Here is a 26,302-nt window from a genome sequence, read left to right on the forward strand (position 1 = left end):
ATCCTCACGTACAGGGAGTGCGTTCCGGTTTCTGTGCTGCGCCGGCCTAGCCTGACGGCCGCTCGCTACAAAAGTTCTCAGCCTCTGAACTAACTAAGCTTCCTGCACCAAATTGCGCCCCTGCGCCTTGGCACGGTACATGCCTTTGTCGGCGCGCCGCAGCACCACGTCGGCGCTGACATCCTCGGGCAGCGCCTCGGCGACGCCGAAGCTGGCGGTCAGGGGCCAGGTCTTGCCTTGCCACTCGAAGCTGCTGGCTTCAAGGTTGTGGCGCATGCGTTCGGCCACCAGCGCGGCGCCGGCCAGGTCGGTCAGTGGCAGCAGCACGCAGAATTCCTCGCCGCCGAGCCGCCCAAACCGATCCACGTCACGCACGCAAGTCCCCAGCTCTTGCACTGCCTGCAAGAGCGCGGCGTCGCCGGCAGCGTGGCCCAGGCTGTCGTTGAGCTGCTTGAAGTGATCCATGTCTATCATCACCAGCGCGTAGGGCTTGCCGCGCTGCAAGCGGTGGTGCTCTTCATCGATGGCCTCGCTGAGCGCGCGCCGGTTCAGTACATCGGTCAGCGGGTCGCGCCGAGTCAGACGCTGGATGTCCAGAATCACTCGCGCCAACACCAGCAAGGCAAAGGTGGCATTGATCAACATGCCCAGACCCAGCATGGACCAGCCCCAAGCAATCTGGAATTCACTGCTCTCCAAAAGATCAAAGGCCACGGTCGGGCGGTGCAGTGAATTCAACAGCGGCAGCAGCAAGAGCAGCGCAATCACGAACAAGGGTGCCGTCAGCTGGCTGGCCAAACGGATTGACAAGCGAGCGCGTAACTGCCGCCAAGCATCAATTGCGGCCAGCAAGGTCAACACCAGGCCGCTGCCGAAGACGATGCGGGTATGCCAGCGCATATCACCCTCATAGGGCAGCAAGGCCAGCGCCAGCGCCGCAGGCAGCAGCAGGCCAGAGGCACTGCGCCACGCCAACGGTCGCCTCGAGTTGCGGTCGCCCCCGTCGCCCCCATCGCTCAAAGCCGGCATGACGAGGCGCAAGCTGGCCAGCGTGGCAATGGCCATCACATCGGAGGCCCAAAAAGCCAGCCAGACCGAGGCCTGCCCGCGCAGCGATTGGCTGGCCAAAGCGGCGGCCAGCAAGACATTGGCCAGGGCCAGGCCGAGCGACACCCGCGGCGCTACCCGGGCCGTCAGTGCGAGCAAGAGCCAAGCCAGGCCGGCGACCATATACACCAGCATGGTCGCCGCCAGCAGCGTCGGTGGATCGGTGCCGAGGCTGTGACTCATGCGGGGGTCACCATGCGGCCCAAGGCCAGATCAGGGTCGGCCACGCAGATGCGGTCGCGCCCGGCCGACTTGGCGCGGTAGACCAACCAGTCGGCCAGCGCCAAGGTGCTGTCGCCCTGGGGGTCGCCGGGCTGGCAGGCGACCACACCGAAGCTCGCCGTCAGGTCCAAGGGCGCGCCCTGCCATTGCAAGCTTTGTTTGCGCAAGGCCTCGCACATGCGTTGCGCCACCCGGCTGGCATCATCCAGCGCCGTATGCGGCAGCAGCAGGCAAAACTCTTCACCGCCGAGTCGGCCCAGGCGGTCCAGCTCGCGCATATTGGCCTGCAGCACTGCCACCAGATGCAGCAGCGCCGCATCGCCTGCCGCATGACCCAGGCGGTCGTTGATGCGTTTGAAATGGTCGACGTCCAGCATCACCAGGCTGTGCGTTTGGCCGCGCTCCACCTGGGCTTGCAGCGTCTGCAACTCGGCGCTGAAGGCGCGCCGGTTGAGCGCATCGGTCAAGGGGTCACGCAAGGTCATGTAATGAATCCGCGCAATCAAGCGCATCACCACGATGCTGACCAGCCCCAAGGCGATCATCAGCGTCATCAGCAGGTACAGCCAGGCCAGCGTGGCCTTGTTCGCGCTACCTTGCATCAAAAAGCCTTCGGCACCCGGCAACCACCACAGGCTGGCAGTGCGCGCCAGCAGGAGCAGGCCGGTCAACAAAAAGGGCAGCGTCAGCAGCGCCGTCAGCCAAGCCGGCTGCAGTGCCCGCCCGCCGCTCCAGATATCGCGTGCGCACAGGAGCGAGAGCAGGGCGGTGGCCAAAACCAGCGGCGGCAAACTAGGCCCGGCCGCTGCGCCGTTCAGCATCAATACAGCGGCAGCGCCGGTGATGAAGGCGACATCACCCCAGCGTTGGCGCAAACGCATCAAGCGGCGCACGCCCAAACTCATCAAGGCAAAGCCGGCCAGGCTGCACAAAGATTGCGGCCAGAGCCCGAAGGCGATGGGCCACCAGCGCTGGCATGGCAGGCACAGCAGACTGGGTATGAACAAGAAATAGGCGGCGCTCAAAAGCCGGCCGGCCGCCGGCGCGATCCGGAACGAGCGCACCATCACCAGCCAAACAAGGGCCATGAATCCGTTGACAACGGCGGTTACGAGCGCGAGCGTGTTGGCGTCAAATGGGGCCATGGGTGCGGGGTCATGCAGGGGCGGGCGCAGCAGAATGCAAGATCTGACCCCCATGATCGCCCAGCGCCGAGGCAGACACAAGCGCCGTCTTGAAGTGATTCTGCGTCAGCGCCGCTCCACCACCAGCGCATTCATATTCAAAGCCAGCTTGACGCGCTCGGCCGCCTGGCGCGCATCGTCGCGCGAGCCGAAGGGGCCGGCTTGCAGGCGATGCAGGCCGCCGTCCTTGAAAACCGCCAGCAGCGGCGCCATCCAGTCCAGCTCTTGCAGCAGCTTTTGGCGGAACTGTTCGGCGCCGTCGAGCTTGGAGTAAGCGCCCATCTGCACCCAAAAACCCGGCGCGGCATGCCGGGGCGAGCTGACCACCGGGATCGTGGGCGCCAGGGTCGTGATGCTGTCGGGCTGCGGTGCGCCGACTGGCTGGGCCGCCGCGAACACCGGGGAGTCGCCCAGCGGTGCGAGCTCATCGCCGCTGCCGCGCCGCCAAGCGCCGGTGCGAATGTCATCAAAGGTGATGCGCTCCAACTCCACCGGCGTGACGCCACGCAAGATGTCCAGCTTCAGCGCGGCGGTGTAGCTCAGGTCGATGATGCGGGTGGAATGAAACGGCCCGCGGTCATTGATGCGCACCAGCACTTCACGCCCATTGGCCGGATTGCGCACGCGGGCATAACTCGGAATCGGCATGGTCGGATGCGCCGCCGTCATCGCATACATATTGTAAATTTCGCCGCTGCTGGTGGAGCGTCCATGGAACTTCTTGCCGTACCAGGAGGCGAGGCCGCGCTCGCTCAGCGGCGCATCGACGGTGATCGGCTCATAGCGTTGCCCCAGCACCTCATAAGGTTTGTTGGGTCCGCCTTTGCGGATAGGCTCGATTTGCGGCAGGGCATCGGGCACCTGCTGCAGATTGGGCGGGATGGTGGCCTCGGGGCCGTCCTTGTCGGTTGCGCTGAACTTGGGGTTGGAGGAACCGGCGGGCGCCAGCGGCACGCGGCTGGCGCAGCCGCCCAGGCCCAGCGCCGCAGCAGCCAGCAAAAGTGGCAACCAGCGGCGGCAATGCAAGCCAAAGCGGGACGGCAAAATATTCAGCATGGGCGCTACCCTATACCATTTTGCGTCGGCGCCCAAGCACTACGAACAGTCGTATGCTGCGCGAACCCTTCTTTTCCAGCCATGAATATGAGCGACTACATCTTCACCCCGCCTGTTCAAGCCAGCGTGGCCGTGCGCGGCACCAGCGCCCGCTACGCCGTCTCGCGCATCTTTTGCGTGGGCCGCAACTACGCCGCCCATGCCCGCGAGATGGGCTCCGACCCAGACCGCGAGCCGCCGTTCTATTTCAGCAAACCGGCCTGCGCGCTGGTGCCGTCCGGCAGCACGGTGGCTTATCCGCCCGCCACCAAAAATTACCACTACGAGATGGAACTGGTGGTGGCGCTGGGTGCGCCTGTTTTCAAAGTGACGCCCGAGGTGGCGCGTGCCGCAGTCTGGGGCTATGCCGCCGGTCTCGATATGACCCGGCGCGATCTGCAAGCCGACGCAAAGGCGAACGGTCGGCCCTGGGACACCGCCAAAGGCTTTGATCAGTCCGCCATCATCACCGAGCTGGTGCGGGCCAGTGAAACCGGACCCATGGGCGCCGGCGCCATCACGCTGGCGGTCAACGGCGTAGAAAAGCAACGCGGCGACTTGGCCGACATGATCTGGAATGTGGCCGAGATCGTGGCCAATCTGTCGCAGCTCTATCACCTGCATCCGGGCGATTTGATCTATACCGGCACGCCCGAAGGCGTCGGGCCGGTCTTGCCGGGCGACCTGATCACCGGTCAGATTGCCGGCCTGCCCGACATCAGCTTGACGATCGCCGCACGCGATTAAATTGTTTTCAATAGCGCCCATGTTCGATCACAACGAAACACTCTCCGAAGCGCGCCAGCGCAATATCCGTGATGCCTTGTTCGAAGACATCGGCCTGTGTGACTGGACCGCGCAACTGGTGCCGGCCGGCCGCCGCGTCAAAGCCCATGTGCGCGTGCGCGAGCAGGCCGTGCTGTGTGGGCGCGACTGGTTCGAGGGCGTGTTCGCGGCGCTCGACTCATCAAGCCGGATCGAATGGCTGTACCCGGAAGGCGCCGAGATGGCGGCCGATACGGTGGTCTGCCGCATTGAGGCTGATGGCCGGCTGCTGCTCTCGGCCGAGCGGCCGGCCTTGAACTTTTTGCAACTGCTGTCGGGCACCGCGACGCTGACGCATGCGCATATGAGCGCGATCGCCGGCGCCAGCAGCAACCCACGCGGCTGCGTCGTACTCGACACCCGCAAGACCCTGCCGGGCCTGCGGCTGGCGCAGAAATATGCGGTGCGCGTCGGCGGCGGTGCCAACCAGCGGCTGGCGCTGTATGACGGCATCCTGATCAAGGAAAACCATATTGCTGCCGCCGGCGGAGTCAGCGCCGCGCTGCGCGCCGCTCAGGCCCTGAACTCAGGCGTTGGCATCCAGGTTGAGGTCGAGTCGATGGCTGAGCTGCAAGAGGCGCTGGAAGCCGGCGCCGTCAGCGTGCTGCTGGATGAGTTCAGCGAGCCCATGATGCGTGAGGCGGTGGCCTTGAGCGCCGGCCGGGCGCTGCTGGAAGTGTCCGGCGGCGTGGCGCTGGAGCAGCTGCGCTGGATCGCCGCCACCGGCGTCGACCGCATCTCGATCGGCCGGCTGACCAAGGATGTGCGGGCGGTGGATTATTCGATGCGGGTGGATGGCTAGCAGGCTTGTTTGTCTGCCTGCCTGCCTGTCTGCCTGTCTGCCAGACCCGAGCCGGCAGCTTGAAGTGAACGCCGTGATCTGCCACAAAGCGCGGGCCGAACGCGCCTCGGTTTCCTGCGCTGCTTGGCCAGCGTCAGTGGGTCAAACAAAGAAAAACCAATCCTAAGCATGCCTGGTCATCCGGGAAAATCGGCATAGGCCAAGAGCGAGCCCCTCGCCATACTCCGCCAACCCATCCGCCGGAGCGCCGCATTGCCATTGGATATGAGACTTGCCCAAGCCAGGCTGCTGCGCATCTGCCGCGCTGCCTGGGCCTGGCTGTGCGGGTTGGGCCCCGGACTGCTGCGCGGCGGCGTGCGCTGTGCGATGCCGCTGCTGTGCCTGCTGGTGTTCGCGGCCTTTGTCGGTCTGGTGCCGCAGGGCCTGGATGTCTTGCGTACGCTGGCCGAGCGGGCCGCCAGCCAGGCCTTTGACGCCAGCATGGCCGGCCTGCTGTGGCTGGCCACGGCGGCCACGATCTTGGGCCTGTCGCTCTGGTATTCGATGCGCTGGCTGTTGAGCGCCGAGATGGCCGGCTTGCCGCTGGCCGAGCAACTGGGCTGGTGGCGGCGCAACCTGCCGCGCGCGGCTGGGGCGGCACCGGCGGCCATGGTGGCACTGGGTTTTGCGAGTTTGATTGACGCCGAGCGGGCCGATCAGGTCGACCGCGCGGCGCAGGCGGCGGCACGCGGCTTTGGTTTACTGGCCTTGCTGATCCTGCTCACCCTGGTCCTGCGCGGGCGGCTGCTGCTCAAGCTCTCGCAATGGGGCCTGCTGGCCAACTCGGCCGGCCGCACCAGCGCAAGCCCTGGACAAGAACAAGAGTTGCTGCCGGCCAGCTTGCCGCAGGGTCAGCCCTTGCCCTGGCTGAGCCGGGTGATCATTGGCTGGGGCTTGGCGTTTTCGTTTTTGCTGACCGGCCTGCTGGTGCTGTTCCCGCTCGGTGTGCCGCATCTGTTGGGCACGGCGGCGGTCGTCGGGTTCGCGCTGGCGGCGATCAATTGGTTTGGCAGCTTCTTGCTCAGCTATTGGCCGCTGCGCAAAGGCCTGCCACATCTTGCGCCCTGGGCCATGGTGCTGGCCGGGCTGCTGGGCTGGTGGACCGACAACCACCAGGTGCGGCCGGCGGCGCTGGATGGCGACCTGGCGGCACCGGCCCGGCCCAGCGTCGGCGAGGCTTTTGCGCAGCATCTGGCCGGGCGCAAGGAGCCCGCCGGGCAGCCCAAGGCCGCCGCGCCGCTGCCGGTGATCTTCATCGCCAGCGAGGGCGGCGGCATCCGCGCGGCTTTTTGGACGGCCGAGATCCTGAACCAGCTCGCCGCGGCCGAGCCGGGCTGGCCGGCGCAGACCTTTGCGCTGTCGGGCGTGTCGGGCGGCAGCCTGGGCCTGGCCTCGTGGCTGGCGACGCAGCGCGCCGCCCTATGCCCGACGATGGTCTATCAGGACAGCGGTGGCATTGGCTGGCCGCTTACCCCCGGCCAGCCTGGCCAACCCAGCCCGGTCGGCCGCCATCTGGGTGACGACTATCTGTCGGCGCCGGTGGCGGGCATGTTGTTCTATGACCTGCTGCAGCGCTTCTGGCCGTTCGCCATCGACAGCTTTGATCGCTCGCGGGCGCTCGAAGAGAGCTGGCAGCGCGCCCATGCCGAGCTGCCTGGCCAACCGTTCACGCGCCCGCTTTGGCAGTGGTATGCGGGCTGCGAGGGTCGCTTGCCCGAGTTGATGATCAATACCACGGTGGTGGAGACCGGCCAGCGGGCGGTGCTGACGCGCTTGGCCGACGGCTATGACGATGGCGATGGCACCGGCAAGGGCGAATCGATTTTCACCAATAGCCTCAAGCTGGACGGCCAGGACTTGATGAGCGCCGGCCGCTTCAGCAGTGCCGCCCAAAGCGTGGCCGGCCTGGTGCATCACAGCGCGCGCTTCCCGGCGCTCAGCCCGGCCGGCACGGTCAGCTACCGGAGCGCCGCCCTGGCGCCGGCTGAGCCGAAAGTGCGCCTGGTGGACGGCGGCTATTACGACAACTCGGGCGCACAGACGCTGGTCGATTTGATCGACTATCTGTGCAAGCGGCAGCGCGAACAACTGCCGCAAGAGCATCAAACGCCGCAGCGGCAGTTCCGGCCCATCGTGCTGCTGGTGCGCAACGCACCCGAGGCCTTCGATGCGCAGCGGCGGGCCGAAGAGCTGAGCCCCAGCGGCTGGTTTCCGGAGACGGGCTCCATCGTGGCCGGGCTCTACAACGCGCGCAGTGCGCATGCGGTGACGGCGCGGCTGAAGCTGCTGCAAATCATGGGGCCGGATCTGATCGATCTGGCCGTGCCCATCAATTCGGCGGCAGCCAAAGCACCTTTGGGCTGGACGCTGTCAACCACGGCGCAACACAACTTCAGCCAAGAGGCCGCCAGCCTGGCCGCACGGCTGGCGCCCCAGCTCAAGGCCAGGCTGGCCGCGGCCGACTCGGCCTGCCAGCGCAGGGTGACGGCGCCGGTGGCGCTGCCTCCTGTGCAGCTGTCGGTGCTGGCGCCTTCACCGGTCGCTTCATCTGCTTCAGGAGCTTCACCACCATGATGTCTGCAGGCAAGCAACTGCCGCCGCAAGCGCCCAAGGCCGCCATGCGGGCGCAATGGATTCTGTGCGGCTTGACCTTGTTGGCTCTGCTGGGCCTGAGTCTGCTGCAGACGGTGTTGGCACCGGTCGGCGCGGGTGCGTCGCCCATCGATATCGAGCTGCTCGCCACGGCGCAGCAATTTCAAACCCATTTGCTGGCCGACTGGCAGGCCGTTGACGCCGGCCAATGCGGCCTGAGCGGGTGGGGTGGATGGGGCGAGCCCGTGGTCGGGCCCAATTTCGGTCGCCTGAGCTGCCATCTGCTGGTCGACTCGGCGCTGCTGGTACCGGGCTATGTCGGCATGCTGGTGTTTTTTACGCTCAGCCTGGCGCGCCGGCTCAAGCTACGCGGGGCGCTGCCGCATTTGCTCTGCCTGCCGGCCGTCGCCGCGGGCCTGGCCGACTTGGCCGAGAACGGTATGACGCTGCGCGCGCTGGAGCAGCTGCAGTATTTTGTGCTGGCCGACGCGGCGGTGGCCGATGTACGGATGGCCAGCCTGCTCAAGTGGGGGCTGCTGAGCGTCGCCGCTTTTCAGCTCGCTTGGATGGCGTTTGAGCTGGCTTGGTTCAGCCAAGAGCCGGCCGATAGACCGGCGCGCCTGATACCGGCCACTGTGTTCATGGGCGGCGCCAGCTTGGTCTGGGCCTGGGCTTTGCACTTTGAGTGGTATCTGGGCCTGCAACTGGGCATGCTGCTGGCCGCCGGTGGCTTGGTCGCCTTGCTGTGGTGGCAGTTGTTGCAGCTGTGGCCGCTGTCGCATACGGCGGCCGAGCCGCTGCCCGTCGATGTGGCGGCGGGTCGGGATTGAGCTTCGGCCCGCTACCCGCTACCTGCTGCCGATTTACCGCCGCCCGCTTATCGCTGTTTACTTACCGGCGCTGGGCGTGCGCGGCAGGCGCGGTGCCTTCACGCTGGGGCGGCCGGCGGCCGTGGGGTAGGCGTTCATCACGCGGTCCATATCGACCGTGTTCAGGTAAGAAGCGTATTGCTGTTCGGTGCAGTCCAGGCTTTGGCCGGCGACATGTTCGCCCTTGTACTGACCCTTGTGATACACGAAGGTGTACTCGGCGACACCGGCCGCTTGCGCCTGGTCGGCCTGGGCGTAATTGGCGCTGTACTTGTTGGCGCATTCGGTGCGCAATGCCTTGCCGGCGGCCGACTCGGTGGCGGCAGGGCTGGCGGCTTGGGCGACGCCGGCCAGCAGGCTCAGGCTGGACAAAACGATGGCGGTGATGTTGCGCTTCATGTGATTCAACCTTTGTGTTGGAGCGGCACCCCAGGTGCCTGAAAACAATGACGCCAGCTTAAGGCCAGCGGCTTTGATTTGCCACCCTTGCCCGAGGGGGCGGGTTGGCCCTAGTTTGAGACAAATATCACGAAACTGGCCCCTAAGGGCTCGCTTCCCACGCGCTCAGCCCGTACCAGCCGAAGCCCAGCGTCCATTGCGTTTGGCTGTTGCCGGTTTGCTGGCCGGCCGTCACGCTGAGGCCAAACTTGTCCGGCGTCACCCACCACAGGCCGCCCACGGTGCGTTGCGTGCCGCCAAAGACGCTGCGCCGGTCATTCGTTTGCACTTCAGCGAACAGCAAGCCCAGCGGGCTGGGCACCCAGACCAGTGCCAGATTCAGCGCCGTGCCGGTCAGGCCGCTGGCGCGGTCTTGATGCGGCCCGAGATTGGCATGCAGGGCAAAGTCTTCATTGACCACCAGCGTCGCCAAGCCAAGCAGCCCCTGGCCATTGCGGCGCCAGCCGCTGTCTGACGGGTGTTCATAACCGACGCCCACTTTGAGGCCGAAGTTGATTTGCCCGGCCGGCGTCAACAGCCCCCAGCTCTTGGGCGCCCATTTGACCGCGAAGCCTGCTTCGCCGCGGATCTCGTCGCGTGGATGCGGGTGGGTGTAGTCGAGGTCGATCTCCAGGCCTTCGACGATGCCGCAAGCCGGTGCCAGCACCAGCGCCCGGCTGCTGCCCACTTTCTCGCCCCAGCCCTCCAATTGGCAGCTGCCGGGGTCGGCGGTGCCGGCGTCATCGCTGGACAAGGGGCGTCCGGCCTGGGCAGGGCCGGCGCATACCAGCGCCAACATAGCCAGACCGCTCGCCGTGGTGGCGAAGCTGCGGCGTGGCCGCAGGTGTCGTTTCATCGTCATCATCTTTTGGCCTTTCGAGGGTCAAACCTGGCCTGGCTAAACTTGAAAACGATCGGTGTGCTGCTTCAGATCACCGCCCATGCGACGCAGATTGTCCGAAGAGGCGGTGGTTTCCTCCACCATGGCGGCGTTCTGCTGCGTCATCTCATCGAGCTGGCGAATCGCCTGTGAGACCTCGCCCAAGCTGGTTGCCTGGTCTTGCGTGGCGCTCGATATTTCGCTGATCATGGTCTGCACTTTTTGCACCGAGCCGCGCAGATCTTCCATGGTGTGGCGGGCCCTGTCGACCAGATTGGCGCCGTCATTGACGGTCTCGGTCGAGCGCGCGATCAAGGCGCCGATCTGCTTGGAGGCCTCGGCGCTGCGCTGCGCCAGGCTGCGCACCTCGCTGGCGACCACCGCAAAGCCGCGCCCTTGCTCGCCGGCCCGTGCCGCTTCAACGGCGGCATTGAGCGCCAGGATATTGGTCTGGAAGGCAATGCCGTCGATGACCGAGCTGATCTCGCCGATCTGGCGCGAGGACGCTTGAATCTGCTCCATGGTGCTGACCACCCGGCCCACCGCCTCGCCGCCGGCATCGGCCGCCTGGCTGGTGGCGTTGGAGAGTTGATGCGCCTCGTGCGCCGAGGCCGAGGTGCGCTGCACGCTGCTGTTGAGTTCTTGCGCGGTGGCGGCCACCTGCTCCAGATTGGCGGCCTGCTGCTCGGTGCGGTTGCTCAGGTCATGGCTGGCATGGGCGATTTCCGCGCTGGCGGTGACCACCGCGTTGACGTTGTCGCCCACCGCCTTGACCAGGTTTGAGAGCGACTGCTGCATCGTCGCCATCGCCTCGATCACACTGCCCTGGAAGGTCACACCGTTGTGCTTGAGCGCGCGCAGATCGCCGGCGGCAATGCGCTGGGCAATCTCGGCCAGATCGGTCGGGTCAGCGCCCAGGCGCTGCAAGACATAGCGGCGCAGCGTGAAGCCCAGCAAGGCCGCCGAGGCGACGGCGATGCCCAAGCCGATGATCGCGGTCAGGCGGGCATTGTCGTAGGCGGCCGCCGCGCTTGCGCCGTCCTTGCGGGCGCCTTCTTCCATCTGGGTGCTCAGCTTGTCGAGCAGCGCCAAGATGTCGTCTTCCATTCCGTCGTAGCGGTTGTAGAGCAAAGCGATGTATTCGTCTCTTTTGTCGGCCCGAATCAGCGCGACCAACTCATCCACCACGACGCGCGAGGCCAGGGTTTTGGCGATGATGTCTTTGGCCTCGGCGATTTCTTCTGGAGATGCGTCACCGGGCACGAACTGCTCGGTGATATCTTTGATCGCCCGATTGCCTTGCTCGCGCACCTTGGTCAGGGTGTCTATTTCCGCCTCATGTTTGGCGTTGGGCAGCAGCGCCAGATTGCGCAGCGCAATGCCACGCCCATGGATGGAATCGTTCAAGGTCGACAAGCTGGTCAGCTGCGGGATATTGTTGTCGGTGATGTCGTCATTGACCGTGTCCATGCGGCCCATCATTACCATGATGGCGGAGATCACCGCCAAGAAGACCGTCAGCAAGATGACGTTGGACAGCAAGATGCGTTGGGCCAGATTCAGTTTCATGCGGGACTCCATGAGAAAGACTCTTCAAACGACGGGGCCGTATGCCAAAGCCCTGCTGGGCACAGGGCTTTGGTGCATCTTCACCTATCGGCCCCGACTTGGCAATCTTGAATTCAAGCCGCGAAATGCCGGCACTGTGCGCAATTTTTCTTTGCTGCGGCGAGCCCTGGCCGGCTTAGACTGAAAGCGTGAACACTCGCAAATCATCGTGGTGATCTTCAGGACTCTGGCGCTTGTTTTGGCGCCTTGTTTGGCGCTTAGCGTGGAGATTTCGCGCCGGCTTGGGCCGCTGCAGGTGTGGAGCTTGGCCCTTGCGTTGTTGCTGCTGACGGGTCCCTTGCTGGCCGAGCCTTTGCCCGTCGGCGATTTGCCCGCTGGTTCGGTGGGCCTGCGGGCCGAAGTGTTGATCGAGACGCCGGGTCTGGCCCTGGATCTGGCGCAGGCCCAGGCGCTGCAGCGGGACGGCAAGTTCCAGGCAGGCCGGCAGCAAGTGCTGAACTTCGGCATCGGCGCGCCGCCCGTTTGGCTGCGGCTGGCACTGCGCAATCCTGGCGAGCGCGCACGCAGCTTGCGGCTGCTCGCCGGCACCACCTGGCTTGACAGTCTCACGCTGTACCAGCTGCAAGGCGGGCGGCTGCTAGCGCAGCTGCAAAGCGGTGACGAGCAGGCCAGCGCACCAGGTTTGACGCCGGCGCTCGGTTTTGTTTTTTCGCTCGAGGTGCCGCCCGGCGAGAGCGAGCTGTTTTTGCGCGTCGCCTCGGTCGACCCGATGGTGTTGCCGCTCGAACTTTTGACGCCCGAGCAGCTCGGCCAGCGCCAACTCCAGGCCGGCTATTTCTACGGCTTTGTGTATGGATTTTTGCTCGCGCTGTGCAGCTACAACTTGCTGTTGTTTGCCGGCCTGCGCCAGCGCAGCTATCTCTATTACGGGCTTTATCTGGCCACGCTGGTGGCGATGAACCTGGCCTATACCGGGCACGGCTATGCTTGGTTTTGGCCCGGCAACGTGCTTGTTCAGCGTTATGTGATTGTGGTCTTGATGCTGCTCTTCGGCTGCAGCGGCCTGCTGTTTGCGGCGCGCTTTCTGGCTTTGGCAGAACATGCGCCCAGAACCTTGCGTGCGGTCCAAGTACTGTGCCTGGCGGGCTTGCTCTATATGGGCTTGGCGCTCTTGAACGGCTGGCATTTTGTGGCGGTGCAACTGGCGTTTTGCTTTGTGGCCATCTTCACCCTCATCATGGTGGGCTTGGGCTTGCTGACGCTGCGGCGCGGGCGGCAGGCGGGTTTCAATTTTTTGGTCGCTGCGCTGTGCGGCATGCTGGGCACCCTGGTCACGGCCTTGTCGACCTGGAGCATCCTGCCCTTCAGGACTTGGACCTTCCATGCGCTGGAGATTGGCTTCATCCTGGAGGCCAGCCTGCTCGCCCTGGCGCTGGCCTATTGGGTACGCCAGCAGCAGGACGCAGCGCTGCGTGCCGAGCAGATGGCGCGTTTGGACCCTTTGACGCAGCTGCGCAATCGGCGTGCCTTTCTGGAGCTGGCGGGCTCGTGCTGGAGTACCGCGCTGCGCAGTGGGCGCCCGCTCAGTTTGATCATGCTGGACCTGGATCATTTCAAGCAGATCAATGACGAGATGGGCCACAGCGCCGGCGATAAGGCGCTGGTGAAGGTGGCGCGCCTGCTCGATCAGGGCTGCCGCGCCGGCGATATTCTGGCGCGCTGGGGTGGCGAGGAGTTTGTGCTCTTGATGCCCGAGACCGACCTCGGCCAAGCCTGCGCGTTGGCGGAACGTCTGCGTGAGGTGATCGAACAAAGCCGACCGGCGCTCAACAATGTGGCGCCCGAGCTAACGGCCAGCATCGGCGTGGCCGAGCGCGGCGAGGCGCTGCGTCTGGAGGACTTGATCAATGCTGCCGACGCCAAGCTCTTCGAGGCCAAGCACCTGGGACGCAACCGGGTGGCACCAGCGTTGGCTTGACTGAGGCAGGCTTAAAGTTCGGCCGGCATGGTCAGCGGGCCGGTTGCCTCGCGTTCGTCCCATTCGTTCTTGATCACTTGAATCTGCGGCAAGATCGACATGAACACCTCGATCAACCTGGGCTCGAAATGCGTGCCTGCGCCCGCCAACATGGTCGCGAGCACCTGCTCCATCGGCCAAGCGTCTTTGTAAGGCCGACGCATGCCCAGTGCGTCGAATACATCGGCAATCGCGGTGATGCGCGCCGACTCAGGGATGGCTTGGCCAGTGAGGCCGTTGGGGTAGCCGCTGCCGTCCCATTTCTCGTGATGGCATAGCGCGATCTCGGCCGCCATCTTGAACACCGGCGCCTGGCTCATGCAGAGCACCTCAAAGCCGATCTGCGCATGCGTTTGCATCAACGCGAACTCGGCGGTGTCGAGGCGGCCCGGTTTGCACAAAATCGTTTCAGGAATGCCAATCTTGCCGGTGTCGTGCATTGGTGCGGCCAGCTCCAGCAGACGGCGATCGGCCCGGCTCCAGCCGCAGGCGCTGGCGATCGCGCCGGCATAGGCGCCCATGCGCCAGATATGCGCGCCGGTGTCTTTGTCTTTCAGATGGGCGGCGGCGGCCAGCATGTAAATTGCGTCGTGATAGACCTGCTCCAGCTGTGCCACGCCGACCAGCGACAAATGCGCCTTCACACGCGCCAGCACGATCGGCGCCGACACCGGCTTGATGATGTAGTCCACCGCGCCGGCGGCAAAGCCGCGTGCCTCATCCCCGACCTCGGACAAGGAGGTCACGAAGATCACCGGGATCGCGTGTGTGGCCGCATCGGCTTTGAGCTGGCGGCAAACGCTGTAGCCGTCCATGCCGGGCATTTGCACATCCAGCAGCACCAGCGCCGGCGCATGCTTGTGGGCGGCGGCGATCGCGTCGAGCCCGCTGCGGGCGAACACCAGGGGGTAGAGCGGCGACAAGATCTGGCGCAGCACGGCCAGGTTGCTCGGGTCGTCATCGACGATCAACAGCGGCGAATTCGACATGGGCATTTCCTAGGCAAGGTTCAGGCGATCGGCGAGTTCCTGGGTGGCCACTTCTGCTGCCCTGAAGTCGAACGACTCTACCGCAGACCGGATGGGCTGCAAATACGCGGCCGGCAGCCCTGTGGCCAGCTGTGCCAGCAGCGGCTCCACCAACTCCGGTGTATCCGCATCGAGTTTTTTCAGCAAGTCTTTCAGGCCGGCTTGCAATTGCGCGCGGCCTTGCGCCGACTCAAGCGCGGGCGTGGCAAGGGCTGGCGCCCCAGCCTCGCAGCTCGCGCTCACGGCCGCGCCGAAGCATTCGATCGATTGCCAGGCCTGCTGCAGCGCGGTTTGCAGTGGCGGCCATAGGATCTCGGTCGCAGGGTCGGCCAGCAGCGCACTTTCAGCCTCTGCGCACAGCCGGGCCAGCCGGCTCAGGCCCAAATTACCGGCCGAGCCCTTGACTTTGTGCAGCAAGGCTGGTGCATTGTTCCGGTCGGCTTGGAGCTGGGTCAGCAGCTCTTGATGCTCGGCCGCAAACAGCTTGAGGTGGCGGCCATAGAGTTGCGCGTCACGCCAGACCTGCAAGCCATGTTGGTGATCCAGGCCGTCGAGTTCGCCCAAGGCTTGCAGGGCCTGGCTGAGCTTCGCGTTCGGACCGGACGGCGTATCTGGCCTCGCTTGCGTCACCGCCGGCTCGCCGATTTGCCCCTTGGCGGGCAGCCACTTCAGCAGCGCCGCATAGAGCTGGCGCGGCTCCACCGGTTTGGGCACAAAGTCATTCATGCCTGCGGCCAAACAGCTTTGCCGGTCTTCCTCGAACACATTGGCCGTCACGGCCAAGACCGGCAACTTGGCCCGCGCGGGCAAGCGCCGGATGGCACGCGCCGCAGTCAGCCCGTCCATCTCTGGCATCTGCATGTCCATCAGCACCAGGTCATAGGCCTCGCGGGCCACGGCCTCTACCGCCTCGCGGCCATTGCGCGCCAAGTCCACCTGCAGCCCGCAGCCCTCCAGCAGCAAGCGACCCAGCTCAAGATTGATTTCCACATCGTCCACCAGCAAGATGCGGGCGCCGCCATGCTGGCTGCGCAGGGCCTGCTCGAGCTCGCTGGCAGCGCCCAAGATGGGCAGCGCCAGCTGGGGTTCGCCGCGTGCGAGCCGGGCGGTGAACCAGAAGGTGCTGCCCAGGCCGGGCTCACTCTGCGCGCCGGCCTCGCCGCCCATCAGGCGCGCCAGCAACTGGGTGATGGTCAGGCCCAGGCCGGTGCCGCCGTATTTGCGGGTGATGGAGCTGTCCGCTTGTTGAAAGGCCTGGAACAAGGAGCCCAGCTCTTGCGCGGGAATGCCGATGCCGCTGTCTTGCACCTCGAAGCGCAGCAAAACGGCTTCGTCCGGGGCCGCTTGCGCGGCTTGAGCCAACTGCACACGCACGCTGATCCGGCCTTGGTCGGTGAATTTGAGCGCGTTGCCGACGAAGTTCAGCAGCGCCTGGCGCAGCCGCGTCTGGTCGCCGCGCAGCCAGTCGGGCGTGCCCTCGCCCCTCTCCATGCTCAGTTGCAGGCTCTTGGCATGGGCCTGGTCGGCCATCATCGAGTAGACCTGGTCGAGCAGGGCGTCGAGGTGGAAGTCGCGCTGCTCCAGCGTCAAGCGGCCGGCTTCGATCTTGCTGACGTCCAGGATGTCGTTGATGGTGGCCAGCAGGTGCGCGGCCGCCACGTCAATCTTCTTCAAGCGCAGCAATTGGCCGGGCCTCGGCTCGTCGCGGCGCAGCAGATGGGTCAGGCCGATGATGGCGTTCATCGGCGTGCGGATCTCGTGGCTCATATGGGCCAGAAAGCTGCTCTTGGCCAGGTTGGCAGCCTCGGCGGTTTGGCGCGCCAGCGCCAGCTCGCTGGTGCGGTCCACCACCAGCTCCTCCAGATGGTGGCGATGCTGGTTCAACTCTTCGCCGATGCGCTTGCGTTCGGTGATGTCCTCCTTCAGCGCCACGTAATGCGTGAGCTTGCCGTCGGCCTGGTAGATCGGCGTGATGATGGCGAACTCGGCATACTCGCTGCCGTCTTTGCGGCGGTTGGACAACTCGCCTTTCCAGATCTGGCCCTGATTCAAGGCCGCCCACAGGCCGGCATAGACGGCGTCGGGCGTATGGCCGGACTTCAGAATCGAAGGTTTCTGGCCCAGCAACTCTTCGCGGCTATAGCCTGAGGAATCCACAAAGGCCTGATTCACATATTCGATCCGCGTGTCCAGGTCGGTGATGAAGATGCTTTCCGGGCTTTGCTCGATCGCCATCGACAACATGCGCAGGCGCTGCTCATTGGCTTTTTGTTCGGTCACGTCGATCACGAAGGCCAGCACGCAGGGCTGTTCGTCCAGCTCGGTCACTTCGCCCGACAAGCTGATGGTGCGCAGCTCGCCGCTGCTGGTGCGCCACTGCGTTTCATAGCCGATCAAGCGACCTTGCTCGCGGATGATCTGCATCCATTCCTGACGCTGCGACTCGCGCTGCCAGAAGCCCAGCTCGGTGGAGCTGCGGCCCAGCACTTGCTCGGCCGTCCAACCCAACTCGCGCTCGAAGTTGCGGTTGACTTGCAGGATGCGACCTTCGTTCAGCGTCGTGATGGCCGCCGCAATCGGGCTGGACTGAAAGGCGGTGGCAAAGCGCCGTTCGGAGCGGCGCAATTCGGCTTCGGCAAAGGCACGCTGGCGCTCGCGCTCGAAGTTGGCCAGTGCATAGTCCACCTCGCCCGCCATGGCCAGCAGCAGCTGGCGTGTTTCGGCGTCGAAGGCATCGACCTCGGCAGCGGTCAGCACCAGCACGCCGCAGGCGCGCCCGTCACGGTGCAGAGGCAGCGAGGCGCTCGCTCCCCAGCCATTGGCAAGGCCCAATTCCAGCCAGGGCCGGGTGCGTGGGTCTTTGATGAAGTCTTGTACCCAGCAAGGCGCATCCTCCCGGATCGCCGGCCCGGAAGTGCCTTGGCCGCCCGCTGCCAGCGGGTCCACGCTGACCGGCACCTGGTCCATATAGTCGACAGCGACGCCAAAGCGCGCCTGCGGCCTAATTTGCAAAGTGAGCGGATCCACAAAGCCAATCCAGGCGGTTCTGAGACGGCCCAAGATCACCGCGCTGCGGCACATGCGGTCAAACAATAGCTGCTCGTCCTGGCTGTGCAGAATCGCTTGGTTGGATTCGTACAGCGCCGCATAAAGATCGGCCTGACGCTGTATCTTTTCGGCGGCGTAGATGCTGTCGCTGATGTCTTGTACGGTGGCCAGAAAAAGGCTGACGCTGCCATCGTCGGCGCGCAGGCATTTCACATTGACGTCGGCATGCACGGTGTGGCCGTCTTTGCGGAAGTAGCGCTTTTGCAGGCGATAGCCCTCGGCCTCACCGCGCAAAACGCGCTCGAACAGCGGCAGCTCCTCGGCCAAGTCTTGCGGGTGCGTGATCTCGGCCCAGTTCATGGTCTGCAGCTCTTGGCGCGAGTAGCCCAGCAAGTCGCACAAATAGTCGTTGAAGTGGCCCAGGGTCTTGGACGCCGGCTGCGAGCTGGCCATGCCGATAAAGGGCAGCTCAAAGAACTGCTGAATCTGCCGCTCGGCTTCACCTTGCTTGACCAGCAGGGCCAGGTCTTGCTCGCGCTCTTGCGCACGCTGCATCTGAGCAATCGCCGCCAATAGCGAGGTCATCGCCAGCAAGCCCATCAAGCCGCCCCAGAACAAGCCCTCGCGCACCGGCTGCAAGACCTCGTCGCGATTCATCTTGGCGAGCAAGGTCCAGGAGCTGCCGCGCACTTGCCGGTAGGCGCCCAACACGGCCACTTGGGCGTGGTCCAGCCCTTGCGTCCGGCCCGGCCCATGGGCAAGCAGCGCTTGTGCGGCCGGCCGTTCGCTCTCGCTCAATGGCAGGCGCAGAGGTGCCGAGCCTGCCGGCCGGTGCTGGGGGCTGTTCAAAAACAGCGCCGCGTCGCCATCGCGGCGCAGCAGCAGAGTTTGGCCGCTGTCGCTGACCACCGGCCAGCGCTGCATATAGGGGAATAGAAACTGCTGCGGATCAATGCGCAGCAGCACGGCGCCTGCGACCACCTGTGCAGCGCCGTGGTGATGGATCAGCGGCACCATCAGATCCAAGCGCATGCGACCCTGCTTGTCGGCCCCGAGCTCGGCGACTTGCAGCTCGCCGGTCTGCACGGCTTGGCGCACCAAGGCGGCGTCCGGCGCGTTCGCCTGCAAGGGCTCACCGGTACTCAGCACAGCCTCACCCGAGCTGCTGAAAAGCGCAACGGCGGCATAGCCATAGGCTTGCTGAATGGCCAGCAGCTGCTTTTCTACATGCTGCCGATTGGCATCGGTGCTGGCGCTCTTCAAGCTCAGCACCTCGTCGATCAGGCTGCCATTGCTCATCAATGCGCGGCCGTCGCTGAGCCGCTCACCCAGCCAAGACTCGACCTGCTCCGTCTTCAGCTGGGCAATCGCCTCCAAATTGGCAAAGGCCTTGTTTTCGGCCTGCGGTGTGGCCCAGTGCAGATAGGCCCAAGCCAGCAAGGGCAGCGCTGCCGCCATGCTCAACAGCATCAGCAACAAGCGTCTGTGGCCCCTGGGCATCTTCAAGTTCAGCTGCTCTCAGATGTGGCGCCGCACCATGGCACCTGTGACGCATTGCGGGCTTGCGAATGCGTCTTTTGATCCTAGCAGGCGCAAGCGCCTGAAAATTGCCAGCTAAGCCGGGTGAAGGTCGGCTATTTCGCTATTTGCTGCTACGCCGGGCCTAGCCCTGACGCAAGGCCTCATACAGCGCCACGAACTCCTGTGTCAGCTTGTGGCGCGGGTCCAGATGGATCATCGGACGTGCCAGCTCATGCGACTCCTTGACCTTGACGCTTGCGCTGAGGTAGGGCGCCAGCACCGGCAGGCCCTCGTCAATCAGCGCTTGTACGGTGCGCTGCGGCAGCGCGGCGCGGGCCTGGAACTGGTTGACGATGATGCCCTCGACTTCCAATTCGGCGTTGTGATCGGCCTGGATTTCCTTGACGTTGTCGAGCAACTCATACAGCGCGCGGCGCGCGAACTCATCGCAGTCAAACGGAATCAAGCAGGTCTCGGCCGCGATCAGCGCCGAGCGGGTGTAGAAGTTCAGCGAGGGCGGGGTGTCGATCCAGATTTCGTCGTAGTCCTCGCCCAGCTCCACCAGGGCCTCGCGCAGCTTGTAGATTTTGTAGCGGCTCTCGAGCTTGCTGTGCAGCTCGTCCAGCAAGGGGCTGGCCGGCATCAGGTGCAAGTTTTCCCAGGGTGTTTCGATGATGAAGTCGCTGGTCTTGGGGTTGCGAACGCTGAATTTCAGCGTCGTTTCGAAGAACTCGGCGGCGCCGGGCTGCTCTGCATCGGCAGCCTCACCGAGCAGATAACGGCTGGAATTGCCCTGCCGGTCCAGATCGACCAACAGCGTGCGCCGGCCCTGATATGCGGCAATGGCCGCGAGATTGCTGGTGATGGTGGACTTGCCGACCCCACCTTTTTGATTGAAAACAACGCGGCGCATTCGCTTATCCCTGGCTGAATTGCAATGGCGCTATTGTGCACTGCAGCAAGACGCCGCGAGCTCAGGGTATCCGCCAGATTGCCGGCCTAGCTGCCTGCGCGCCCCCTCATCCGGGGTGTCTGAAGCGCGCCGATGTGGGCTTTTGTGACAGTCCCCATAAAACTGTCACATGCTGCGGCCACACTCGCGCCGCTTTGGCTTGTTTGCCATCCTTCGGTTCCATCCTCGTTCTCCACCCTCTGGCCCATCATGAAACTCAATCAATCGATCCTCGCCCTCGCGGCTACCTTGTTGGCGACAGGCTTCGCCCAAGCCGGCAGCTCCCTCAATCTGAACAACTACAAGGTGGACGGGGTTTACGCCTTGGACATCTTGGGCGGCACCACGGCCGGACAGATTTCGGGTCTGGAGGCCTCGGCGGTCAGCTATGCGAGCGACCGTGGCACGCTGTTCTTTGTCGGCGACGAAGGCACCGGCGTGGTCGAAATCTCGCGCACCGGCCAAACCCTGGGCAAGATGGCCTTCGACTGGGCCGGCACCGGCAGCACCAAGCATGACACCGAAGGTCTGGCCTACCTGGGCAATGGCGTGCTGGTGGTCAGCGAGGAGCGCTTGCAAGATGTCTACCGCTTCAGCTTTGTGAACGGCGGCAGCGCGGCTTTGAAGAACAACTTTGTGTCCATCGCCAATAACGCGGTGGGCAACAACGGCATCGAAGGCATCAGCTATGACGCGCGCGGCGATGGCAGCTTCATCACCATCAAACAGCAGACGCCCCAGAACATCTTGAGCGGCGGGCTGAGTTTTGCAGCGGCCACCGGCGCCCCGCCGAGCAACTCCGGCGACGGCTCCACCCCGCCGGGCGGTGGCGTGTCCACGATGGTCAGCTTGTTCAATCCGGCTTCGATGGGCCTGAGCACCTTGTCGGATGTGCAGACGCTGTCCTCGGTGGATGCCTTGGCGGGCAGCGCGGCTGCCGACAATCTGCTGGTGCTGAGCCTGGGCTCGCGCAAGTTGGTGGAAGTGAACCGCCAGGGTCAGGTGCTGAGCAGCTTTGATCTCAGCAATGTTGTGCCGAATAACGGCATCGAAGGTGTGACCGTTGATGAGTTGGGCAATATCTATTTGGTTGCCGAGCAGGACCAAACCGGTGGCGCTTTGCCTGGCGTGAAGTCGCAACTGATCGTGCTGTCGGCGATCTCGCCGGTGCCCGAGCCTTCGACCTATGGCTTGATGGCCTTGGGTCTGGGTTTGCTGGGCCTGCGCGCCCGCCGCCGCCAGGCCTAAGTCGACGCAGATGGGCCCACCCTTTCGAGGCCCAGCCCGCGCAGCAGCGGACCCAAGCTAGCAATCCGCTGCTGTGATTGCGCCCACAGCATGCCGCGCGCAAATGCGGCCTGTTCTAGCAAGGCCGGCTGCGCCTGGGCCAAGTCCAGCAGCAGCAGCCGGGCCACTTCGGCGTCATTGTTTTGCCCCAGCAAGTCCTGCAAGGCGGACAACTGAGCCAGTGTCGCCTTGCCCTTGGCAGCTTCAAGAGTGCCGAAGAATTCGTTCGCATAACGCATTTTCTTGACGGCAATGCGCAGCTGATGCCTGGCCGCTGCGCTGGGCTGTGCTTGCGCCTTCAGCGCAGCGGCCCGCAGCTTCTTCTTGCGGCGCCTCAGCATGGCCGCAGCGGCCGGTGCAAGCGACTCACCAAGCGCTGTCGGGCGAGGAGCATCAGCGCGCCAGCTGCAGGCTTTGAGCCATTGTTCGAGTTGCTTCACCAAAGCTTGGTAGCGCTCTGTCTTGAGCGTACGTGCGGCTGCGCCGCGACGGCGCTTGGCTGTGGTGACGCTGATATGCAGCAGCACTTGCAAATCTTCACTTGGGCCGAGCGCCATCAAATTGGGCAGCGTGCTGCCGGCCAGCACCTCGGCGTCGCGCGCTGCCCCCAGCCGCTGCCCCAGCCATGCGAGCTCGGCCAGCAGCGCCGGCGGCGGCGCAATCCAGGGTTTGAACAAAACCAAAGCCGAGCGCAGCCGGCGCAGGCCGACGCGCATCTGGTGCACGAACTCGGCCTCGGCGCTGTGCCGCAAGCCCGCCTCGTTGGCGCGTACTTGGCGCAGGCAATTGCGGGCGATTTGTATAAAGCCTTGCTCCAGCGTGATGCCGGGGCGGAGCTTGACGGGCCGGGCTTTGGACGGTTTGAGCGAGTTGGGCATGGCGGCCAGCTTAGCTCAGCCGCGCCGCATGCTCGTCCACAGCGCCGCCAGCACGATCAGCGCGCCGCCTGTCCACGCCAGCGGGCTCAGCGACTCACCCAGCCACAGCACCGCGAACAGCGCGCCAAAGGCCGGCTCGCTGCCCATCAACAGCGCCACCCGGCTGGGTGAGCTGTGCTTGAGCGCCCAGTTCTGCGCAAAGAAGGCGAACACGGTGCAGCCCAAAATCAAATAGACACTGGCCGACCAAAATGCGGCGTCACCCGGCAAGGCAGGCAGGCCGTTCGGCGAAAGCAGGGCGAGGCCGAGGCTGCCCAGACCGATCACGCCGGACTGCACCGCCGTCAAGGCCAAAGCGGGCGCGCGCCGATCACGGCTGAGCTTGCTGGTCATGCAAACGGTGATGGCGCGCAGTAGTGCAGCGCCCAGCATCAAACCGTCTCCCAAACCGATCTGGCCCAGCAAGCCGCCACTCAACAAGGCAGCACCCAGCAGCGAGACGGCCGCAAAGCCGAACATCGCCCGCGCCGGCCGCCGCCCCAGCAGCCCCCATTCGACAAAAGGTGTGAACACCACGCACAGGCTGATCAAAAAGGCTGCATTGCTGGCTTGCGTCAGCGCGACGCCAAAGGTCTCGCACAGGAAGATCAACAACATCAGGCCGCCCAAGGGCAGGCCGCAGACCAGCGCGTCGCGGCGCTGTTCGGCATCGGCCCGCAGCAAGGCCGGCAGCAGCAGGGCGAAAGTGACGGAGAAGCGCAGCGCCAAAAAGCCCAAAACCGGGTAGAAAGCCAGCGCGCCCTTGGCCACGCCGTAGCTGCTGCCCCAGACCATGGCCACCAGCAAGAGCATCAGGTCAGACAGGCGCAGCAGATGTGTATGGGGATGGGGCAGGGTCAGGCTGGACATGGTTTTTTGGAAGGCGAGTGCAAGAGACCTGTGGATTATTCAGTTTTGCCTTGGCGGTGATAATCTGGCAGTTCGGAATAACACTTGTGCGCCATGAGCATCAATTACTCGTTTGAGGCTTTGCCGGACATGGCTATGTTTGCCTGCGTCGTCGAGGCCGGCAGCTTCTCGGCGGCGGCGCGGCAAGCGGGTGTCAGCCCTTCGGCGGCCAGTCGGCAAGTGGCGCGCCTGGAAGCTTTGTTGCGGGTGCGGCTGCTGGAGCGCACGACCCGCAAGCTGCGCCTGACCGAGGCAGGAGCGGCCGCGTATGCGCAGTGCCAGCAGATGCTGGCGGCGGCGCGCGAGGTGATGGCGCTGAGCGACAGCGGCCAGGCGGACAAAGCGGCACGGCCCAGCGGACTCTTGCGCGTCAGCTGCCCCAAGGCGATCGCGCGCCATTTGATCCATCCTTTGATGCCGGCCTTCCTGGCGCAATACCCGCTGGTTGATGTGCAACTGATCGTCACCGACCGAACCGTGGACCTGTACCAAGAGTCGATTGACCTGGCGATCCGTGTCGGCGACGCGCCGCCGCCGGGTCTGGCCGGCCGGCCCCTCTTGCGCCTGCGCCATATCCTGTGCGCCAGCCCGGCCTACCTGCGCCAGCATGGCAATCCAGTGCATCCGCGCGAACTGGCAGCGCACAGCTGCCTCTATCTGGGGGAAGACGAGCGTGACCGGCAGTGGCGCTTTACACAGCGCGGCGGTGAGACGGCCACGGTCAAGGTCAAAGGGCGTTATGTCGCCAACCACAGCGAGCTGCGACTGGAGGGCGCGCTGCATGGTTTAGGTATCGCCAGCCTGCCCGAGTTTGTCGCCCGCGAGGCCTTGGCGAGCGGGGGCTTGCAGCCGGTCTTGGCGGACTGGGAGCATGGCACCGACTACGCGGGCATGGCCTGGCTGCTCTACCCGTCGAACCGCTATGTGGCACCCAAGCTGCGGGTCTGCATCGACCATCTGGTGGCGGGTTTGGCGGACGAGGCGCCGCATCGCATCAGCGAGTGATCATCAAACGGCCCTGGCAGCGAGCCGCACGCGTCGACAGAGTCAGGAAAATACCCTGTCGAAGTGCTGGGCCTTGCTCGGACGGCCAGAATCGCGCCTGTGCCAAAGGGCTTAACGAGCCGCTCGGCCCCGCTGCCAAACTCAGGATACTCAGATGAACCAGGCGTTAGTCAAGACCGTCCCCTTTGCACCGACGCAAGCCGATGTTTCCCGTATCGTCGAGATGGCCTGGGAAGACCGGACATCGTTCGACGCCATTGAGGCCCAGTTCGGCTTGAATGAGTCCGCTGTGCTTGCACTGATGCGGCGAGAGCTGAGGCCTTCATCGTTTCGCATGTGGCGCCAGCGCATGGCCGGCCGCCGCACCAAACATGCGGCGCTGTGCGGCGCCAAGTTGCTGCGCCACCGCGCGACCCATACCCGCCAGTAATGGATCTCGGCAGCGTGCCTGCGCGGCGGGCTTTGGTCTGGTTCAAACGCGATTTGCGGGTGCACGATCATGCGCCGCTGGTGGCCGCTCAGGCCTGCAAGGACGCGCTGGCCTTGTTTGTCATTGAGCCTGAATGGCTGCAAAGCCCCGAGTGCGATGCCAGTCATGTGGAGTTCTTATTGGCATGCTTGGCGGAGCTGCGCGAGGCCTTGGCCTTGCGGGGTTTGCCCCTGCTGGTGCGAGTGGGCTCCGTCGTACCGGTGCTTGCCCAGTTGCACAGCGAGCTGGCGTTCACCCATCTATTGAGCCATGAAGAGACCGGCCCGGGGTGGACTTATCGGCGCGACCTGCAGGTAGCAGCCTGGTGCAAGACGGCCTCCATCGCGTGGCAGGAATTCACCCAGACCGGGGTGGTGCGGCGCCTGCCCAGCCGTACGGGCTGGGCACAGCGCTGGCAGGCGCGGATGGACGCGCCTGTGCATAGGCTGGACGGTAGTTTCACTGCGGCGGTAGCGCTTGCCCAAGCGGAGCTGCCCGACCTAGCCAGCCTGGGGCTGGCGCCGCACCGCAAGACCTTGCAGGCGGCCGGTGAAAAGGCGGCGCGGCGCATGCTCAAAAGCTTTCTGCAAGTACGTGGCTACAACTACCGCAAAGCACTATCCAGCCCCTTGAGTGCCGAACAGGGGTGCAGCCGTCTGAGCCCCCACCTGGCTTTCGGCACGCTCTCCCTGCGCACGGTGCACCAGGCCACCGAGCAAGCCATTGCCCGCGCGCCTGACCGCGAGCTGGCCTATGCGCTGCGCGGCTTTGCCGGGCGGCTTCGCTGGCACTGCCACTTCATGCAAAAGCTCGAAGATGAGCCCGGCATCGAGTTCCACAACTTTGCCCGTGTCTGCGATGGCTTGCGGGAGGACGACTTCAATGACGGCCATTTTGCGGCTTGGTGCACAGGTCGCACGGGCTACCCCATGGTGGACGCCTGCATGCGCTCGCTGGTCGCCACGGGTTGGCTCAACTTTCGCATGCGGGCGATGCTGGTGAGCTTTGCCAGCTACCACTTGTGGCTGCATTGGCGCCAAACCGGCCTGTTTCTGGCGCGGCAATTTCTGGACTACGAAGCGGGCATCCATTGGAGCCAGATGCAGATGCAAAGCGGCACCACGGGCATCAATACGCTGCGCATCTACTCCCCGACAAAACAGGCGCTGGACCAGGACCCGCAGGGCTTGTTCATCCGCCGCTGGGTGCCCGAACTTGGCCGTGTGCCGCTGCCGTATTTGGCCGAGCCCTGGAAGATGGACTTGAGCGTTCAGCGCCTGGCAGGCTGCGGGATCGGCGTCGATTACCCTTGCCCCATCGTCGACGACAAGGCGGCGACCCAGGCCGCCAAAGACCGGATGTATGGCTTGCGCAAGACCGAGCAGGCGCGAGAAGAGGCCGACCAAGTGCAGGCCCGTCACGGTTCGCGCAAAAGTGGCTTGCCGACCTCGGCGCCGCGGCGCAAGAGCAAAGCAGCTGTGCCCCCTTCGCTGCAGGGCGAGCTGTTCGCTTGAACGGCCAGCCGGG

The 26,302-nt window shown here is 64.8% G+C and carries 20 protein-coding genes; 9 read left to right on the forward strand and 11 right to left on the reverse strand.

Going from position 1 to position 26,302, the window contains the following annotated elements; all coding sequences use genetic code 11:
- Positions 1 to 93 precede the first annotated feature (93 nt).
- From LNV09_RS01945 to LNV09_RS01955, 3 genes are all read right to left on the reverse strand, one after another.
- Entirely contained in the window at positions 94 to 1,290 is a 1,197-nt protein-coding gene (locus tag LNV09_RS01945; protein ID WP_263555385.1) for a GGDEF domain-containing protein, read from the reverse strand.
- The gene (locus tag LNV09_RS01950) at positions 1,287 to 2,474 is read right to left on the reverse strand and encodes a GGDEF domain-containing protein (protein ID WP_263555386.1); all 1,188 of its coding nucleotides are present in this window, start codon (positions 2,472 to 2,474) and stop codon (positions 1,287 to 1,289) included. The genes LNV09_RS01945 and LNV09_RS01950 overlap by 4 nt, the downstream gene beginning before the upstream one ends.
- Before the next feature lie 105 nt (positions 2,475 to 2,579).
- The gene (locus LNV09_RS01955; RefSeq protein WP_263555387.1) at positions 2,580 to 3,569 is read right to left on the reverse strand and encodes a septal ring lytic transglycosylase RlpA family protein; all 990 of its coding nucleotides are present in this window, start codon (positions 3,567 to 3,569) and stop codon (positions 2,580 to 2,582) included.
- Positions 3,570 to 3,656: 87 nt separating this feature from the next.
- On the opposite strand from LNV09_RS01955, the gene LNV09_RS01960 reads away from it, so the two are divergent.
- The 4 genes from LNV09_RS01960 to LNV09_RS01975 all read left to right on the forward strand — a co-directional run bounded on the left by LNV09_RS01960 (position 3,657) and on the right by LNV09_RS01975 (position 8,696).
- The gene (locus tag LNV09_RS01960) at positions 3,657 to 4,355 is read left to right on the forward strand and encodes a fumarylacetoacetate hydrolase family protein (RefSeq protein ID WP_263555779.1); all 699 of its coding nucleotides are present in this window, start codon (positions 3,657 to 3,659) and stop codon (positions 4,353 to 4,355) included.
- A 19-nt stretch (positions 4,356 to 4,374) separates the two neighbouring features.
- Entirely contained in the window at positions 4,375 to 5,235 is an 861-nt protein-coding gene (gene nadC / locus LNV09_RS01965) for a carboxylating nicotinate-nucleotide diphosphorylase (protein WP_263555388.1), read from the forward strand.
- 264 nt (positions 5,236 to 5,499) lie between these two features.
- Positions 5,500 to 7,848 (forward strand): hypothetical protein, encoded by a 2,349-nt coding sequence (locus LNV09_RS01970; RefSeq protein WP_263555389.1) that lies wholly within the window; start codon positions 5,500 to 5,502, stop codon positions 7,846 to 7,848.
- The gene (locus tag LNV09_RS01975; RefSeq protein WP_263555390.1) at positions 7,845 to 8,696 is read left to right on the forward strand and encodes a hypothetical protein; all 852 of its coding nucleotides are present in this window, start codon (positions 7,845 to 7,847) and stop codon (positions 8,694 to 8,696) included. Before LNV09_RS01970 ends, LNV09_RS01975 begins: the two co-directional genes overlap by 4 nt.
- A 57-nt stretch (positions 8,697 to 8,753) precedes the next feature.
- On the opposite strand, the gene LNV09_RS01980 is transcribed toward LNV09_RS01975, so the two are convergent.
- The 3 genes from LNV09_RS01980 to LNV09_RS01990 form a co-directional block, all read right to left on the reverse strand.
- Positions 8,754 to 9,134: a hypothetical protein gene (locus tag LNV09_RS01980; protein WP_263555391.1), complete on the reverse strand. Its 381-nt coding sequence runs from the start codon at positions 9,132 to 9,134 to the stop codon at positions 8,754 to 8,756.
- A gap of 142 nt (positions 9,135 to 9,276) precedes the next feature.
- Complete coding sequence (locus tag LNV09_RS01985) at positions 9,277 to 10,029, reverse strand: PA4824 family protein (protein ID WP_263555392.1); 753 nt, start codon at positions 10,027 to 10,029, stop codon at positions 9,277 to 9,279.
- A 42-nt stretch (positions 10,030 to 10,071) separates the two neighbouring features.
- Positions 10,072 to 11,622 (reverse strand): methyl-accepting chemotaxis protein, encoded by a 1,551-nt coding sequence (locus LNV09_RS01990; protein WP_263555393.1) that lies wholly within the window; start codon positions 11,620 to 11,622, stop codon positions 10,072 to 10,074.
- Positions 11,623 to 11,884: 262 nt separating this feature from the next.
- On the opposite strand from LNV09_RS01990, the gene LNV09_RS01995 reads away from it, so the two are divergent.
- Positions 11,885 to 13,600 carry a sensor domain-containing diguanylate cyclase gene (locus tag LNV09_RS01995; protein WP_263555394.1) on the forward strand — a complete coding sequence of 572 codons (1,716 nt, stop codon included), beginning with the start codon at positions 11,885 to 11,887 and terminating at the stop codon, positions 13,598 to 13,600.
- A gap of 11 nt (positions 13,601 to 13,611) precedes the next feature.
- Here LNV09_RS01995 and LNV09_RS02000 read toward each other — a convergent pair whose 3' ends face one another.
- The 3 genes from LNV09_RS02000 to LNV09_RS02010 form a co-directional block, all read right to left on the reverse strand.
- A complete protein-coding gene (locus LNV09_RS02000) occupies positions 13,612 to 14,628 on the reverse strand; it encodes an HD domain-containing phosphohydrolase (RefSeq protein WP_263555395.1) in 1,017 nt (338 codons plus the stop codon).
- Positions 14,629 to 14,637: 9 nt separating this feature from the next.
- Complete coding sequence (locus tag LNV09_RS02005) at positions 14,638 to 19,215, reverse strand: PAS domain S-box protein (RefSeq protein ID WP_263555780.1); 4,578 nt, start codon at positions 19,213 to 19,215, stop codon at positions 14,638 to 14,640.
- 163 nt (positions 19,216 to 19,378) lie between these two features.
- A complete protein-coding gene (locus LNV09_RS02010; protein ID WP_263555396.1) occupies positions 19,379 to 20,149 on the reverse strand; it encodes a ParA family protein in 771 nt (256 codons plus the stop codon).
- Positions 20,150 to 20,398: 249 nt separating this feature from the next.
- On the opposite strand from LNV09_RS02010, the gene LNV09_RS02015 reads away from it, so the two are divergent.
- Positions 20,399 to 21,436: an SdiA-regulated domain-containing protein gene (locus tag LNV09_RS02015; RefSeq protein ID WP_263555397.1), complete on the forward strand. Its 1,038-nt coding sequence runs from the start codon at positions 20,399 to 20,401 to the stop codon at positions 21,434 to 21,436.
- Here the strand turns inward: LNV09_RS02015 and LNV09_RS02020 are convergent.
- Together LNV09_RS02020 and LNV09_RS02025 are read right to left on the reverse strand one after the other, a co-directional pair.
- Positions 21,433 to 22,353: a CHAD domain-containing protein gene (locus tag LNV09_RS02020; RefSeq protein WP_263555398.1), complete on the reverse strand. Its 921-nt coding sequence runs from the start codon at positions 22,351 to 22,353 to the stop codon at positions 21,433 to 21,435. The genes LNV09_RS02015 and LNV09_RS02020 overlap by 4 nt on opposite strands.
- Positions 22,354 to 22,368: 15 nt before the next feature.
- Complete coding sequence (locus tag LNV09_RS02025) at positions 22,369 to 23,262, reverse strand: DMT family transporter (protein ID WP_263555399.1); 894 nt, start codon at positions 23,260 to 23,262, stop codon at positions 22,369 to 22,371.
- A 93-nt stretch (positions 23,263 to 23,355) separates the two neighbouring features.
- On the opposite strand from LNV09_RS02025, the gene LNV09_RS02030 reads away from it, so the two are divergent.
- The 3 genes from LNV09_RS02030 (at position 23,356) to LNV09_RS02040 (ending at position 26,289) form a co-directional block, all read left to right on the forward strand.
- Positions 23,356 to 24,306, forward strand: coding sequence for a LysR family transcriptional regulator (locus LNV09_RS02030; protein ID WP_263555400.1), 951 nt, complete (start codon positions 23,356 to 23,358; stop codon positions 24,304 to 24,306).
- 154 nt (positions 24,307 to 24,460) lie between these two features.
- A complete protein-coding gene (locus LNV09_RS02035) occupies positions 24,461 to 24,736 on the forward strand; it encodes a TIGR03643 family protein (protein ID WP_263555401.1) in 276 nt (91 codons plus the stop codon).
- Positions 24,736 to 26,289, forward strand: coding sequence for an FAD-binding domain-containing protein (locus tag LNV09_RS02040; protein WP_263555402.1), 1,554 nt, complete (start codon positions 24,736 to 24,738; stop codon positions 26,287 to 26,289). Before LNV09_RS02035 ends, LNV09_RS02040 begins: the two co-directional genes overlap by 1 nt.
- Positions 26,290 to 26,302: the final 13 nt, after the last annotated feature.

The sequence above is a fragment of the Paucibacter sp. B2R-40 genome, assembly GCF_025717555.1.
Lineage (GTDB): Bacteria > Pseudomonadota > Gammaproteobacteria > Burkholderiales > Burkholderiaceae_C > Paucibacter_A.